General features: G+C 56.8%; 16 protein-coding genes. 9 read left to right on the top strand and 7 right to left on the bottom strand.

From position 1 onward, the window contains the following. Positions 1-197: 197 nt before the first annotated feature. The 6 genes from NW812_RS10810 to NW812_RS10785 all read left to right on the top strand — a co-directional run bounded on the left by NW812_RS10810 (position 198) and on the right by NW812_RS10785 (position 7747). The gene (locus NW812_RS10810) at positions 198-1334 is read left to right on the top strand and encodes a Druantia anti-phage system protein DruA (RefSeq protein ID WP_414396797.1); all 1137 of its coding nucleotides are present in this window, start codon (positions 198-200) and stop codon (positions 1332-1334) included. Between the two features lie 17 nt (positions 1335-1351). Beyond that, positions 1352-2500, top strand: coding sequence for a DNA double-strand break repair nuclease NurA (locus tag NW812_RS10805; protein WP_414396795.1), 1149 nt, complete (start codon positions 1352-1354; stop codon positions 2498-2500). Between the two features lie 4 nt (positions 2501-2504). After that, the gene (locus tag NW812_RS10800) at positions 2505-4325 is read left to right on the top strand and encodes an ATP-binding protein (RefSeq protein WP_414396793.1); all 1821 of its coding nucleotides are present in this window, start codon (positions 2505-2507) and stop codon (positions 4323-4325) included. 139 nt (positions 4326-4464) lie between these two features. Next, entirely contained in the window at positions 4465-5193 is a 729-nt protein-coding gene (locus tag NW812_RS10795) for a type 1 glutamine amidotransferase (RefSeq protein WP_414396790.1), read from the top strand. A 75-nt stretch (positions 5194-5268) separates the two neighbouring features. Continuing rightward, positions 5269-6678, top strand: a complete 1410-nt coding sequence (gene murD / locus NW812_RS10790) for a UDP-N-acetylmuramoyl-L-alanine--D-glutamate ligase (RefSeq protein ID WP_414396788.1) — start codon at positions 5269-5271, stop codon at positions 6676-6678. Beyond that, a complete protein-coding gene (locus NW812_RS10785) occupies positions 6623-7747 on the top strand; it encodes an FtsW/RodA/SpoVE family cell cycle protein (protein WP_414396785.1) in 1125 nt (374 codons plus the stop codon). Before murD ends, NW812_RS10785 begins: the two co-directional genes overlap by 56 nt. Positions 7748-7752: 5 nt before the next feature. Here the strand turns inward: NW812_RS10785 and NW812_RS10780 are convergent, their stop codons facing one another. The 3 genes from NW812_RS10780 to NW812_RS10770 all read right to left on the bottom strand — a co-directional run bounded on the left by NW812_RS10780 (position 7753) and on the right by NW812_RS10770 (position 9327). Beyond that, positions 7753-8130, bottom strand: a complete 378-nt coding sequence (locus NW812_RS10780) for a hypothetical protein (protein ID WP_414396783.1) — start codon at positions 8128-8130, stop codon at positions 7753-7755. Between the two features lie 113 nt (positions 8131-8243). After that, positions 8244-9155, bottom strand: coding sequence for a hypothetical protein (locus tag NW812_RS10775; RefSeq protein WP_414396780.1), 912 nt, complete (start codon positions 9153-9155; stop codon positions 8244-8246). Beyond that, entirely contained in the window at positions 9133-9327 is a 195-nt protein-coding gene (locus NW812_RS10770) for a dynamin family protein (RefSeq protein ID WP_414396777.1), read from the bottom strand. The genes NW812_RS10775 and NW812_RS10770 overlap by 23 nt, the downstream gene beginning before the upstream one ends. A 336-nt stretch (positions 9328-9663) precedes the next feature. Between NW812_RS10770 and NW812_RS10765 the strand changes: the two genes are divergently transcribed. Further along, entirely contained in the window at positions 9664-10263 is a 600-nt protein-coding gene (locus NW812_RS10765) for a Ycf51 family protein (RefSeq protein ID WP_099884551.1), read from the top strand. On the opposite strand, the gene NW812_RS10760 is transcribed toward NW812_RS10765, so the two are convergent. Further along, a complete protein-coding gene (locus NW812_RS10760) occupies positions 10203-11072 on the bottom strand; it encodes an alpha/beta fold hydrolase (protein ID WP_414396774.1) in 870 nt (289 codons plus the stop codon). The two genes, NW812_RS10765 and NW812_RS10760, sit on opposite strands and share 61 nt — an antisense overlap. 3 nt (positions 11073-11075) lie before the next feature. Continuing rightward, positions 11076-11741 (bottom strand): Crp/Fnr family transcriptional regulator, encoded by a 666-nt coding sequence (locus tag NW812_RS10755; RefSeq protein WP_414396772.1) that lies wholly within the window; start codon positions 11739-11741, stop codon positions 11076-11078. 324 nt (positions 11742-12065) lie between these two features. Here NW812_RS10755 and surE point away from each other — a divergent pair, with 324 nt between their 5' ends. Continuing rightward, positions 12066-12845, top strand: a complete 780-nt coding sequence (surE, locus tag NW812_RS10750) for a 5'/3'-nucleotidase SurE (protein WP_414396769.1) — start codon at positions 12066-12068, stop codon at positions 12843-12845. A 69-nt stretch (positions 12846-12914) separates the two neighbouring features. Here surE and NW812_RS10745 read toward each other — a convergent pair whose 3' ends face one another. Then, the gene (locus NW812_RS10745; protein WP_414396766.1) at positions 12915-13376 is read right to left on the bottom strand and encodes an EVE domain-containing protein; all 462 of its coding nucleotides are present in this window, start codon (positions 13374-13376) and stop codon (positions 12915-12917) included. Between the two features lie 22 nt (positions 13377-13398). Beyond that, entirely contained in the window at positions 13399-14043 is a 645-nt protein-coding gene (hisH, locus tag NW812_RS10740) for an imidazole glycerol phosphate synthase subunit HisH (protein ID WP_414396764.1), read from the bottom strand. 36 nt (positions 14044-14079) lie between these two features. Between hisH and hemW the strand changes: the two genes are divergently transcribed. Next, a complete protein-coding gene (hemW, locus tag NW812_RS10735; RefSeq protein ID WP_414396762.1) occupies positions 14080-15273 on the top strand; it encodes a radical SAM family heme chaperone HemW in 1194 nt (397 codons plus the stop codon). Positions 15274-15351 lie beyond the last annotated feature (78 nt).

The raw sequence follows: 15351 nt of genomic DNA, 5'->3' as shown, positions 1-15351 counted from the left end.
CCCGAGAAACGGATCCCTGCTGGGGGCACGGAGGCAAGGCTGTAACAATTCGAAATAACCTTTGAGCCTCTGTAAGGGCAGAGGGATCTGATCACTCTGTGGGAGCCTTTCACGTTACCCTTAGCAAGGGAGCAGTGCAGTACGTTGTCTACGTTAAGGCTGCAGAGGATTGTTGAAGCAGAAGAGGATCGGCTAGGGTGAGTGAAGCGGAGTTAGCAGAACTTGTTTTGACTAAGCTTAAAGAAGCTGGGTTCGTAGTAACAGATGAAGGTAAGCTACGCCCTTCTGTCCTTGGTAAGGAGAGCTTGCGGCGGGTACACAGGCCTGCTCTTCAGTTAGAAATCGCTAACCGGCAAGATTGGCTTCGCCAATATCTTCCTAAATACCTCACCTTCTTCGCAGATGGTAACGAGATTATACCTGAGCGCATTGATCCGGTTTTAGTTGAGGTTACCAAACAGCAGCACCATGACCTCTTCCGCATAGCTCGGCTACTCTGGTCTATCCCGTTCTCCAAGGGATATGGGCGCCGCTCCCGGTTTCTAATCATAGACAAAGCTAATGACAAGCTGATCGGTCTGTTAGCTCTGCAGTCCCCGCCTCTTAGTTTTCCAGCTCGCGATCGTCTGTTTTGCTACCCCCCTGGCAAAAAAACGGAGATGGTTAACCAGACAATGGATATTCAAACTTTGGGCGCTGTGCCACCATATAACCGTCTCCTAGGTGGAAAACTGGTAGCGTTGGCAGCAGCGTCAAATGAGGTTCGACAAGCCTACTGGCACAAATACCTGGGTCGTGTGACTGAAATCGAACAGCGCATCCTAAAACCTCACCTAGTTGCACTTACAACCACAAGTGCTTTTGGAAGAAGTAGCCTGTATAACCGCCTGAGTTACAAAGGAATTCTTATAGCTAAGTCTATTGGCTATACCGAAGGATACGGAGCTTTTCACCTAGCGGAACTTTACCCACTATTCCGAGAGTTTTTAGAAAACCAAGGCATTTCGACTCGCGGTGGCTTTGGTAGTGGGCCAAGGCGGAAATGGCAAATAATAGTGAAAGCCCTCAGACGGCTAGGTCTTTCAGATCAGCTCCTCTACCATGGCATAAAGCGGGAAGTGTTTCTGTTTCGCCTGGTGGACAATCTGGAAGCATACATGGAAGGCCGTGACACTGAACCAATCTATCGCAATTTGCCATTCTCGGAACTGGTCGCCTGGTGGCGGGAGCGCTGGCTGCTGCCGCGAGCAGGGCGAGTGGATGGATGGCGGGCTTGGCGCAAAGAGGAAATCAAGAATATACTTCTGATGGAACAGAATAAGGCCACAGAGTAAAGATGGAGTAATTTGTAATGGAATCTGGAGAGCGTCCCTTTGGTGAACTTCCTGCTGCTTTAGTTGATGAGGCTCTCAAACGCACAGCGGATCTTGGTCAGAAACTGCTGGATAATTTTGAGCAAGTACGCACTCGTCGCGAGGAATGGCGAGAGGGCCTCAAGAGAGCAGGCTTGCTTCATCGCGATGCCGAGGTTCCCTATACGCCTGTTCCAACAACCTGCGGTGTAGATGGTTCCTATGCTGTTGAGCGATTGTTAGCCAGCGACCTGATTGCAGCAGCTGCTGTGGCTGTCGAAGGCTTGACGCCACCTTCAGAAACGCGCTACTGGCCCGAACCTCGCCACCGAATTTGGATAGAGACGGAGGCGCACGAAGCCGAAACGGGCACCATCCTGCGTGCTCTGATGATCGGTATGGAGTTAGAACTGGCAGCACAAGCGCCGCACGAGGTTGTCTTTATAGATGGCTCTCTCACGACCCCTCTCATTTACTTTAATCAGGCGCTGAACAAGAGTCAGGATGCTTTACATTTGCATACGACGGCCCGCTTTCTTGGGGGCGTGCTCTCGTTCCTGGAAGCTTACCGAACAGTATTGGCCTCAGCTCGAAGCGACCGTTGCTGGGTAGCGATACCCAAATATACGACAAGACGGGAAATTGGCCAGAAAATGGGCTGGCCTGATACCCACGACGATCGCGGACTTCTAAGTTTTGTGCTGGAGCCGGGTGAATACACAGGCCCTATTGTTCTCCAACAGCCTTCTCAACCCTGGCACTTGAATCTGGATCCACTCGCATCTAATCTCAAGCAAGAAGCAGAAGGCGTAACAAGGGAGATTGTTGCTCTACTGGATGAGATCCGGGTCGTTTATTATCGTCCTTATCCCTGGCTTCCCGCTCTTCGAGTGGAGATGAACCGGACGGTATCTGAAAATCGGGCGCGCCTGGCCACAGTGCTCCATGGCATTCGTCATCAATGCGGTACACCGCCGGTCATGGAGCCCTACCCCCTCTACATGGCGGATCGTATGGTCAAGCACTTGCCCAAGGCCATCCCTACGTTTCGGCAGGTTACCAGCCAGCATATCGCTGAGACGTATTTGGGGGACATTAGTGAGGTTTTTCTAGGCCTGCATGGTTATCGCACCGAGTCAGGAGTCTGATCCTATGCCAACGAATAATCTTGATCAGCTTGTGGATGCAGCGGAACGGATTGGCGTGGTGGGGTCACCATCCTCTACCAGTGAATTGGCGCTGGACATCTTGGCCGGAGCCGTCAGCAAGAAGCTTGTGGGGGAACTGGCCCTGTTTCGCTATTACCAGGATGGGCTTTCTCATTATGCTTTGGGACAGATTACTGAGGTGAAACTGCGCAATGTCTGGCACGAAGACCCCACCATGCGCAGCCTGATTCGTCAGCGTGGGCGGGTGGATACAGTCAGCGAACGCCAGGATACCCATACAGGGGAGATGACGATCAGCGCCGTCTTCTCTGCTGAATCCAATGGCTACCGTCCCAGTATCCTGGGCACTGTCCCGGCTACAGGCACGCCCATTCATCTTGTCAATGATGCCGTTTTGTCCGAATTGCTCTCGCCCTATCGTGACCAGCTTTTCTACCTGGGGCATGTCTATGGCTCAAAACCGCTTTTGCCCCTTTGGTTCAAACATTTCGACACTGGTCCCCAGGGTGCTGGCGAAGCCTACCATCTGGGCATTTTTGGCAAAACCGGTTCTGGAAAGTCGGTGCTGGCTAAGATGATCCTGCTGGCCTATGCCCGCTATCCCGGGATGGCACTCCTGGTCATTGATCCGCAGGGTGAATTTGCTAAAGAGGCGAGAGGTGAGGCAGTTCCAGGCGCATTCCAGTTGCGAATGAAAGAAGTCCTGGACAGGCTTGGAAAGCCGACCAATGTGTATAGCGTGAGGAATTTGGTGCTGGACCAGTGGAACTTGTTTGAACAGATCCTCTTGGAGTCAGGATTCTTTCAGCGGCTTGGCGTTAAAGCAGTCGAAAACCAGCGTCAGGCCGCAGAGGCCATAAGTGAGCAGTTGCAGAAAGACGGTGTACATCTTGCCAAGTTACACAAACGTGAGAGTTTCGATAAAGCGTGGGGATATTTGCAGGAAGAGCGTATTCAGGTGCGATTTTATGGTTCGAAGGAGGCTAGGGAACGAGTCCGTCAGCAGATGGCTGGTGCCAATCAGAATGACCTATATCAGACAATTTGGCTTCCTGTTACGCAACTGTTTCGTGAAGATCGATCAGGAGCACAGAAAGTAGAGCAGCTGTTGGCCAGCCTGTTTAACTCTGATCGAAATCAGCGGCCTCTCGTCGTGATAGACTTGTCTATAGAACAGGCAACTCAAACTGCTGCGAGTTGGAATACGCTCCCCCTTTTTGGTGGAGATCAATCCCAGCCGCAAAGTACTCCCTTGTTCTGGAATGAGACGATACAAGCGCTGGTGATCAAACGGCTATTGGAAGGTACTCGCACAGCGGCAGAATATGCCTATCGGCAAAGCCAAGGTCTCAACACACTGGTGCTGATAGATGAAGCTCACCGCCTTGCACCCCGTGAAGAACCTGAGAGTGAAGAGAAGAAAGTTGTACGGGGCATCTTGATTGATGCGGCACGCACCACTCGTAAGTACGGAGTAGGCTGGCTATTCATCAGCCAGACCCTCTCTAGCCTGCACCGAGAGATTTTGGAGCAGCTGCGCATCCTTTTCTTTGGCTTCGGCTTAGGTATGGGAGCTGAATTCAAGACATTGAGTGAGCTAGTAGGTGGGCGTAGCAAAGCCCTTGATCTCTATCAGCTATTCCGTGACCCACACTCGTCCTTTGACACTGAAAGCCGAGAGTACTCATTTATGACCATTGGCCCAGTTTCTCCTCTCTCGTTTGCGGGTACACCGTTGTTCTTCAACGCTTTTAGCAATGCCGACGAGTTTTTAAGGGCCAACTTTAGTAGTCTTGACAAATGAATAAGCTGTAAAGAGCACGATGAAGTTAAGGGGATCCATCAACTACCTCCAAGTACACTAAGAAACCCAGCCCCCGGAAACGTGACTGCCTGATTCTAGAAGCAGTGACAGCGAGGCAGCCTGGCAAGCCACGGGGGCTATGCTAGGCCGGGAGGTTAGTCTTGAAGCTGAGATGCGCGCTCACTACCTACAACATGTGCCGTTTGAGGGTCTTGGCTACATAGAGTCTTGGCTTAGAGCCAAGGGATACCCTGTAACAGGCACAAGGTTCTTTGAATCGACGAGATTGCCGAGCTTGGATGAATTTGACATACTCATCGTCATGGGTGGCCCTATGAGTGCCAATGACGAAAGCACGTTTCCTTGGCTAGGTCAGGAGAAAGAGTTTATCCGCAAGGCCATCGGGGCCGGCAAATCCATTTTGGGCATCTGTCTGGGGGCGCAACTGATTGCCAGCGCAATGGGGGCTCGGGTGTTTCCCAATCCTGTCAAGGAAATAGGCTGGTGGCCGGTGCAAGGGATCCAACCGGCTAACGAGCTGGCCTTTCGCTTCCCGCCTTTGATTGAGGTTTTTCACTGGCACGGGGAAACTTTCGAGCTGCCGCCCGGTGCAATTCACCTTGCCAAAAGCGAAGGCTGTGAGAATCAGGCCTTTCAGCTTGGACGCTCAGTGATCGGCCTCCAGTTTCACTTGGAAACCACGCCAGAACTGGTGCAAGGGCTTGTCTCCAACTGCCGCGACGAACTATTGCCATCTACCTATGTGCAGTCAGAGGCAGAAATCCTCTCAGCCCCCCCTGAGAAGTACCAAGCCATAAACTGTCTAATGGGCGAGGTCCTCTCCTTTCTCTGTCGTTGCAATCCCTAGCCCAGTGCCATGCTCTAGAGGGCGGCTAGTTTGTAAGATGCGGATCTGAAGGCCAAAGTTGCCAAGGAACTAGACGTGGGCCATCAAGTTCTAGGGCTGGGGATCGCAGGTCGGTCGGCTGCACGGCTGCTGCGAGCGCAAGGAAAAGAGGTTTGGGTCTGGGACGAGCAGGACTCGGAGATCTTGCGGCAACGGCAGGCGGATCTGGAACGAGAGGGGATCTCTGTCCAGCTGGGCCAGCCTTTTCAACTGCTGCCAGGGGTGGAGCAAGTGGTGGTTAGCCCCGGCATTGCCTGGGATCACCCGCTGCTGCAAGAGGCACGTCGGCAAGGGATCGAGGTGTTGGGAGAGGCGGAGCTGGCCTGGCAGTTCCTAGAGCATCTGCCTTGGGTGGGGATCACGGGCACCAACGGCAAAAGCACCACCACGGCCCTAGTGGCGGAGATGTTCAAGGCAGCAGGGCTAGAAGGGATCCCTTGCGGCAACATTGGCTTGCCCCTGTCCCAAGTGGCTCTGGAGACTTGGCAAGGGCAGCGTCGGCCAGATTGGATCGTGGCAGAGCTGAGCAGCTACCAACTGGAGGCCAGCAGCCGCCTGATGAAGAGCTCCCCCGGAGGCCCACCCCGCATTGGGGTGTGGACAACTTTCACCCCAGATCACCTAGAGCGGCACGGCACGCTGGAGCGCTATGCCAGCTTTAAGGCGCGGCTACTGGAGCGGGCCCAGTGGCGGGTGGTCAACGGTGAGGACCCCTACCTCTTTCGCCGGCGGCGAGACTGGGAAAAGACCTACTGGGTCTCGCTGCAGGATCCACAAGCGGATGTCTTCCTGCGAGGGAGCACGCTTTACATCCAGGGGGAAGCGGTGGCGGAGCTGGAGGACTTTGCCGAGCGCTGCCCTGGCTCGCACAACTTGCAGAACTTGCTCTTGGCAGCAGCGGCTGCTCATCTAGCCGGGATCCCCAACGCTGCCGTTCAAGCCGCCATCCGCTCTTTTGCCGGCATGCCCCATCGGCTGGAACGGGTGGCCCAAATCCAGGTGGGATCTACCCCCATCCGCTTTGTCAACGACAGCAAGGCCACCAACTACGAGGCCGGCTGGGTAGCGCTCAACGCCCTCTCCCCGCCCATTATCCTCATTGCCGGTGGAAGGGCCAAACAGGGGGATCCCTCGGCCTGGCTGCGGCTTATTCAGGCCAAGGTGGCCCGCGTGTTGCTCATTGGGGAGGCTGCTCCTAAGCTGGCCAAGGCTCTTCAGGAAATCCGCTATACTGACGTCGAGATCCTGCCGACCCTAGATGTGGCGGTGGAAAGGGCCTTTGCAGCTGCCTGCTCCCTAGCGCAAGCTCTAGCCAATCCAGCTCAGCCCATCACCGTTTTACTGTCGCCTGCTTGTGCCAGCTTCGACCAGTACCCCAGCTTCGAGCACCGTGGCCACCACTTCCGCGCCTGCTGCCAAGCCCTTGTGGGATCCCTGGAACGCTGAAGCGCGCTGGCTGCGTTGGCTGACGCTGGTCTGGCTGGGGATAGGGCTGGCGGTATTGTTTTCGGCCTCCTACCCGGTGGCGCAGCAGACTACCGGCGATGGCCTCTACTTTTTTAAGCGCCAGTTGCTTTGGGCGGGGCTGGGGCTGGCCTGCTTTACCCTCTTGGTGCGTATCCCCTTGCAGCGCTGGTTCCCCTGGGCCGGGATCCTCTGCCTGCTGGGCATTGGCTTGGTCTGGGCTACCCAGGTGCCGGGGCTAGGGGTTTCCCGCCTGGATGCCAGTCGCTGGCTGGATTTGAAGGTGATCCCTGTCATCCAGCCTTCGGAACTGCTCAAGCCCCTGCTGGTGCTCCAGGGAGCTTGGGTGTTTGGCCGTTGGTTCGAGCATCCCCGCTGGTTTCGTAGAGTCTGGGTTGGGCTCTTTGCTTTGGGGCTGCTGGGGATCCTCACCCAGCCCAACTTGGGCACCACGGCCATCTGCAGTCTTACTCTCTGGGTTATGGCCTGGACGGCTGGGGTCCCCCTCTTCGCCCTTTTGGCTACGGCAGGCCTGGGGACGCTAGCAGCAGTGGTGAGCATCCTCAGCAAAGACTACCAACGGCGGCGCATCCTGGCTTTTTTGGATCCCTGGGGCAATGCCCGAGGAGATGGCTACCAGTTGGTGCAAAGCCTCTTGGCTATTGGCTCAGGGGGGTGGTGGGGCAAAGGCTACGGTCTTTCTCAACAAAAGCTGTTCTACTTGCCCATCCAGTACACGGACTTCATCTTTGCGGTCTATGCGGAGGAGTTTGGCCTAGTGGGATCCCTCTTCTTCCTGGTGCTGTTGGGCTCCTATACCTGGGTGAGCTTGCGAGTCATGTGGCGCTGCCCAGATCTGCCCACTCGTCTAGTGGCCTGTGGCTGCCTGATGTTCCTGGTGGGCCAGGCCTTGCTCAACATCGGCGTGGTGAGCGGGATGCTGCCAACTACAGGGGTGCCCCTGCCTCTAGTGAGCTACGGGGGTAGCTCGATTCTCTCGGCGCTGATCATGGCGGGACTGCTGGTGCGCGCTGCCCGCGAGGTCGGCTGACCATTTTACTCGGCAGCCAGTAGATAGAGACTTTTGGGTTCAGATGGGATCAATCGGTACGGATCCGCTTGGTTAAGCTCTCGACAGAGGCGAGCAAAAGACTGGAGACCTTCAAGGCGCTCGGTGAGCTCGCTGAGGGTATCTAGGTATTCGGCTAAAGCAGCTTGGGAAAGGTACCAAGACTTGTCCAGCTCCTGGAAATAGGTCATCTGAAACTCGACGGAAAGATTCTTTTCTCTGAGAAAGACCTCCTCTGGCGTAAGCCCTCGATCAAATGGGGAAAGACGAGCAATGCGCTGGATGCGTTCGCTAGAGATGCGGCCAGCGAAGCCAGAAGCCTTGTACGTATAGGCCGTCCGGAGCTGAGGCCGATCTGCTGGCAAGAGAGCTGCACACCACCTTTCGCTCAGTTCCCGGAAACGAGGGACCTCGAAGTTTAGGACATCAACAGCATCTTGAAGGTACCCATGTTTAAGCAGAAGCTGGGATTCCGCCGCTAGGGAAACTGCCCAACCCTTGAGAGCAATATCGCTGAGCAATAGGCAGTGGGCCTGGCGCTCAACAGGGATCTGATGGGCTTAGTCAGAGAAAAAAATTCGGATATTTCCTGTCCTTCCTCGATGCTGTTCTCGAGGTTAAGTAGCCACGACCTCAGCTCCTTATCACCTCTCGTAGAGGCTTTAATGAAGTTATAGCAGTCTTTAAAAAGAGAGCTGATCATCCACCGCCTGGTACTGGGATCTACATCCGATGCTTCAGAAGAGTTAGCTCCCCAGGCACATTGAGCATAAAAGAGTGCAATAGCAGAAAGAGGAACGATGCAAGGCGGCTCTGGAAGAGCCAGAATCTCCTGAATTTCCTCCCTCAGCTCCTCGATCCTTTGCTCTAGAGGGTTGTCGGTTTGATTCCGCATGTCAACCCTGTTGAGCAAGAAGACCATCAAACTGGTTTGACTTCTGAGAAACTCTACGAAATCCTTTAGCTCTCTCAAGAGAGTTTCCCGTCCTTGCCAATCTGTCTGAGAGTAATCCAGTGCAACAAAGCTAAAGCACTTGCTGACATGCTCTTGGATAATCCTAAGGCTTGTTCTATCTTGAATTGAGTTTAGGCCAGGCAAGTCATAAATCTCGACCTGTAAGCCCTCAGGCAGGCCTAACAGAAAAGGATTTCTGACCGGCAGCAGCGGACACTCAACGTCTACCTGAGGGATGCCCACCTCCGCTTCATCCCTCTTCTTCCTCTTCTTTCGCCGCTCTTGGTGGTAGGCCTCCATCGTCAGCTTGAGCCGGCTGTAGATTTCTTCGTCCCTTAGGTCTTCCCACGTGCCGCATTCCCAGGTAGCTCCTTCGGTATTGTGGATAACTAGCCTGCTCCGCTCGCTGTGCCTAATCCGCAGGAATCCCGGCACTCATCTCCTGGGCCTCAGTAGGCGCGATTTTCCGGCCAATGAGGGCGTTCACAATGGTGGATTTACCCGAAGAGGTGGTGCCAATGGTGGCAATCCGGAAGGAGGGCTTCTGTAGGCGGGCAACAGCCTCTTCGTAGACAACCCGAAAGGCCTGCAGCTTCTCCAGCAGCACAGAGCTGCTAATGACGTCGTGGTATTCGCTGAGGATCCCAGCAGTGAGGTTGCCGAGGGTGAACAGTGACTCTCTTGCGATCCGCAGGGCTACCGAGGGATCGTAGAATCAAGCCTGTGATGCGCTCCTTCAGATAGAGTTGAAGATGACATGCCGACAGCTCTCAAGCCGCTTCGCCGGCATTATAGTCCTTTCGCTACTACCGTGGTTCGTTTTCTTCGCATTTTTTCAGCGTCCTTCTTGCCAGCAATGCTGATTTAGTAGCATAAAGAAATGGCTCTAAAATGCACATAGCCGCCGGCAGTTCTGGGGTCAACAAGAGGTAGTTTGCGAATGATGGATGGCTCTTTGCAATCTTTCTTCGCCTCTGCCAGCCAGGTGGGGCTGGGAGTAGCGGTCTTCCTGGCGCTGCTCACTCTGCTGGCCTGGATACGCAACTGGCCTTGGAAGTTTTCGCTAGTGGGCTACACGGCCTTTACCTTGGTCCTAACGGCAGGCTGTTTTGCTCTGAGCCTAGGGCCCATTTTCCGCTCCCGCATCCCCGGGGCTGCTCCCTACACCACTGTCTATGACCAAGGGGCGGAGCGGGCGGTCATTGCCGTTAGCCCAGATATCACCCCGGAGCAACTAATCCTTACGCTGAAGCAGGCAGCTAGCGATCTGGCCTCCTCTGGTCGTTTCTCTACCGGCTCGCCGGTATTTACCCTGCAAGCCCGCACTGTCATCCACCCCGAGCCGGGAGTCTCCGAGCCCTTACTTTTGGGCACGCTGCAACAGCCTTTGGGGAAACGCCTGCGCACCCCGGAAGAACAACAGCAGCAGCAAATCCACCTGGAGGAAGAGGCCTTTGCTCGGCTGCGTAGGTTAGCCCAAGCTCAGGAGGCCGCCCCGCCCTCTGAGGGGACTTTGCAAGAGCCTCCCTTGGCCCAGTCCTGAGCCCTCAGCCAGCGGCGCAGATCTTGCTCTACTTGCTCAGGGATCTCCCAGGGAAAGAGGTGGGCCACGTTGGGATAGACAATGCAGGTGCACTGAGGGAGAAGGCGGGCCGTGGCTAGGCTGCTGGCAACAGTGATGTGGCAATCCTGCTCCGCAGCCAGAATCAAAACCGGTAGGTGCAGGCGGTGCAGCTCTCCCTCGCGGTTGTAGCCCTGTCGAAGGGCAGCGCGTAGGGCTTGGCGAGCCTGAGGAGAGGTATGCAGGTAAGCCGGCAAAGCTGCCTGGGCCAGGTAGCGATAGGTTCTCGGGGTATGTCTCTGGATTAGGTAGCGGTAGAGAGAGCGGCGGCCAAAGGTGTTGATGTTCCAACTCCAGCCGGGCCAAAGCCAGTTGAGCAGCGAAGCAATGCCGGTGTTGAGCTGATCCCAAAAATCGGTAGGGGGATGGTTGCTGCGGGGACAGGCAGCGCTGGCCACTAGGATCAAACCTTTGACCCGCTGGGGTAGGCGCAAAGCCAACTCTAGGGCTAGGATCCCGCCCAGCGACCAGCCCAGTAGCAGACACTCCTGCCAGCCCAGGCGATCCAGCAGCTCTTGCAAGTCCTCCAAGTGGGCCGACATCTCAAAGGGATCCCGTACTTGCGAACGCCCGTAGCCGCGCAGATCTGGGGCCACACAGGGGTGCATCCCAGCCACCGCCTCGGCAAAAACTTCCATGCAGTCGGCATTGCCGGGATGGCCGTGGAGCAGCAAGATGGGCAGGGAAGGGATCCCTTCTCCCCAGGCCCGGTAGTAAAGCTGTAGGCCCATAGCTTAAGCGCTGGCCACCTTTTTCGGCGTCGGCTGCAGCTTTACCCCATTGGGAATGCAGATCAGGTTCTGATCCAGGATCTGCACAAACCCCTTCGAGCGCAGGGATCCCAAAAGGCGGGTTACCGTCACGCGGGTAGCGCCGATGGCATCCCCAATCTGGGCGTGGGTTAGAGTCCAGGGGAGGTACATCCCCTGGTCGCAGGGCTGGCCGTACTCCTCGATCAACAGGTTCAGGAAGCCCCTGAGGCGGTCAATGGCTCGACGCTGGCCCAGGTTGCCTAGCCAGAGCAACTTGCGCTGGAGTTGCTGGCGGAAGCTTTCCTGAATCTTCTGGTGCAGATAGGGCCACTGTTCTAAATCCTTCCAGTAAAACCACATCACCGTGGTGCGATCGACGTGGGTACAGGCTTTTAGCTCAAAGCGCTCTGGGTGGCTCACCTCAAAGGGCACGCCAGGTGTGATAAACCCAACAAAAACTTCCCGCCGCTCTGGCGTTTGGCAGACCAGGCGCACCACCCCCTCCTGGGGGATATACACCAGTCCCGGACGGGTGGGGATGCGCACATCTTTGGGAAAAGTGCGAGAGCGGTAGTGCTCCTCAGCCCACTGGCAGAGTTCTCGCCACTCCTGAGCTTCTGTTGCCGATGCAATGGAAACTAGGGACATGGGATAGACTTCCTGTCGATTGAGCAACCTCAGGGGCTACATTGGGCTCTTCCCTCCACCAAAGACGCCATTGGCAGCCCCCACAAGAGGAAGAAGACTAGCTTTACCTTAGCTTCATAATGACCCTCAAAATTTACTGAACGACACCGTACCTCTACGGATATTGTTCGTAAGACTACACTCAATGATAACATGCTAGGCTGCGCTTCTCAGGCTTTGTCTTGGCTTCCGGACGGCTGTAGGCTTGGCAGCAGAGGGCATCATGGAGGCAGCCGAGCTTGGTCGAAGGGAAGGATGGCCAGGGATGGGTGAGGGGTGGCACTGATGAACATTCTCGTCAGCAACGATGACGGCATCCAAGCGGCCGGGGTGCGGTGTTTGGCGGCAGCGCTGGCTCAGATAGGCGGGCACCAGGTAACGGTGGTCTGTCCGGATCGGGAGCGCTCGGCCACGGGCCATGCCCTAACCTTGCACAAGCCTCTAAGGCTGGAGCCGGTGCGGGAGGGGTTTCCGCCAGAGGTGCAAGCTTGGGCCTGTTCAGGCACCCCTTCGGACTGCGTCAAGCTGGGTTTGGATGGCTTGCTGCAACATCGTCCCGACTGGGTGATTTCCGGCATCAACCAGGGGGCCAACTTGGGCACCGATGTGCTCTACTCGGGCACTGTCTCAGCGGCCATGGAAGGGCTGTTGGAAGGGATCCCCAGCCTGGCAGTGAGCCTGGCCAGCTTTACCCACCAGGATTTTCAGCCGGCGGCCCAGGTGGTGCTGACCCTGCTGGAGAAGCTGAGCCTGAAGCCCCTAGAGAAGCCAATGCTGTTGAACGTCAACGTGCCGCCGCTGGGGCTAGCTGAAATACGCGGCATGGTCTTGGCCCGCCTGGCCTGGCGCAAGTACACGGATCTCTACGAGAAACGAGTAGACCCCCGCGGCAAGGCTTACTACTGGCTGGCAGGAGAGGTGGTGGAAGAGGAGGTGGATCCCTGCTCTGATGTGCGGGCAGTTGCCGAGGGCTACGTGTCGATTACGCCCCTGCAGCCAGATCTGACGGCCTACGCAGCTTTCGACAGCCTGCAGCGCTGGGGACTCTCAACCTTTGGCTCTTGAAGCTTTGGCAGTCGATCCCCTTGCCAGGGGCCAAGAGGCCTCTAGCTGGCTCGCCCTAGCCTCGTAGGACTAGGGGGAAAAGGCTGTCAGTTCCAGCAGCCGTTCTGCCACGACCTGGGGAACGGGCATCACCGACAGTCGCGTGCCCCGCCGCACCACCTCTAGCTCTGCAGGGGTAAAAGTGGCCCGCAACTGGGCCAAAGGGATCAAGCGCTCAAAGGCAGCAACGAATTGCACTCGCACCGTGTACCAGCGGGGAGCTGCAGGGGTTGACTTGGGATCGTAGTAGGGGCTGGTGGGATCAAACTGGCTGGGATCCACCACCTGGGTTTCCACGATCTCCATTAAGCCAGCTATGCCGGGAGGGTTGGCGTTGGAGTGGTAGAAAAAGGCGCGATCCCCAGGCTGCATAGCCTTCAGATAGTTGCGGGCTTGGTAGTTGCGCACGCCGTCCCAGAGAGTTTGGCCCTCCCGCTGCAGATCCCAGATGCTGTAGACGCTGGGCTCCGATTTCATCAGCCAGTAGTTCATAGGGCTTGGGAAAAGCCGAGGTCTAGGTGCGGGCCAGGGATCCGGCCACAAAGTCCACGAAGTTTTGCAAGATCTTCAAACCAACCGGTCCGGACTTTTCCGGGTGAAACTGGGTGGCCAACACAGCGCCGCGGGCAATGGCGGCCACACAGGTTTGGCTGCCGTGCTGAGTGGTGGCGGCCACCCAGCTTGGGTCGTGGGGCACCGCGTGGTAGGAGTGAACAAAATAGACCCAGGCTTGGTCAGGGATCCCTGCCCAAAGGGGAGACTGGGGCTGGGTGAGGTGCAACTGGTTCCAGCCCATGTGGGGGATGCGCAGGCCTGGCTCTGGTCGAAAGCGTTGCACCCGTCCTGGCACGATGCCCAGCCCTGGCTCGTTTCCCTCTTCGCTGCTTTCAAACAAAACCTGCAGCCCAAGGCAGATGCCCAGGAAGGGCTGCTGCCGCTCCACTGCCGCTCGGAGGGCTTCCACAAAGCCCCGCGCCCGCAACTGCTGCATGGCTGGGTCGAAAGCCCCATCTCCCGGCAGGACGACGCCATCAAAAGCCTCTAGGCCGTCCGGCTCTGTTACTAGCTGCACCTCGGCCCCGGCCCGCTCCAGCCCTTTGCAAGCCGAATGCAAGTTGCCGGCATCATAGTCGATCACCGCCAGGCGCACGGCTTTCATGGATCCTTATCAAGGGCCTATCAGTAGAGTGGTTCTATGGCAGTCGCAGCACCTACGGAAGAGCTGACCCCCTCCGCTCAGCTTGGCTGGCCGAAGGCTGCCTACCTGCACATCCCCTTCTGTCGGCAGCGCTGCCACTACTGCGATTTTGCCACTGGCCTGGGCACCCGCGAGCTCATAGAAACCTATGTGCAGGTGCTCTGCCAGGAGATCGGCGGCACCTATCGCTACCGCCATTTGGCCGGGGATCCCCAACCCTTGACCAGCATTTTTTTCGGCGGCGGCACCCCCTCCCTGCTGACGGTGGAGCAATTGGGCCGGATCTTGGCTCAACTTAGGGAGCGGATCCCGTTTCATCCCGACTGCGAGATTTCGCTTGAGGCCAACCCCGGCACCTTGACGCGGGAGCAGTTGGCGGGCTACCGGGACCTGGGGGTCAACCGCATTAGCTTGGGAGCCCAGGCGTTTCAGGCAGAGCTGCTGGCCGCCTGCGGTCGCCTACACGGAGTGGAAGCAATTTATGAAGCTGTGGCCGACTTGAAGGCGGTGGGCTTTGAGAACTTCAACCTGGACTTGATCTTCGGGCTGCCCTACCAAACTTTGGAACATTGGCAGGAGTCCCTGCAAGCTGTTCTTGAAATCAACCCGGCCCACGTCTCCGTTTACGATCTCACCCTCGAGCCCGAAACTCGCTTTGGCCGGCTGTACCGGCCGGGGGAGGCGCCCCTGCCCAGCGAAGAGGCGACCGTTGAAATGTACTTGATGGCCCGGCGTCTCCTCACCCAGGCAGGCTATATCCACTACGAGATCTCCAATTTTGCCCGCCCTGGGTATGCCTGTCGCCACAACCGGGTGTACTGGGAAAATCGCCCCTACTTTGGCTTTGGCATGGGATCTGTCGGCTACGAAGGGGGGCGGCGCATTCACCAGCCGAGGACTCTCCACGAGTATTTTGAACAGGTCAAAGCCCAAGTTCACCCCCTCCCGCCGCCAGCTTCTCTAGAAGAAACCTGGATGGATACGGTGATGTTGGGGCTGCGCCTCCGGGAAGGGCTGGATTTGGCAACTTTACAGGAGCGCTTTGGCAGCAGGAGGGTGGAGCAGGCTCTGCAGAGGCTGGATCCCTACTTTGAAAAAGGTTGGGCCAGTTGCGAAGGGGGACGGCTACGGCTAGTCCCGCCCGAGGGCTGGCTGTTTTCCAACGAGATTATTGAGGAGCTGTTGTTTTAAGTTGCAGTTGACTTGAAACGGGCTTCTTGAAATGAGCCTGAGGCAACCCCAAGCGGTGGGTGAAGCTCAGAGCTGCTG

This window comes from Synechococcus sp. O70.2 (genome assembly GCF_047462135.1).
In the GTDB taxonomy this organism is placed as follows: domain Bacteria; phylum Cyanobacteriota; class Cyanobacteriia; order Thermostichales; family Thermostichaceae; genus Thermostichus.
This window is presented reverse-complemented; position numbering and strand designations above follow the sequence as displayed.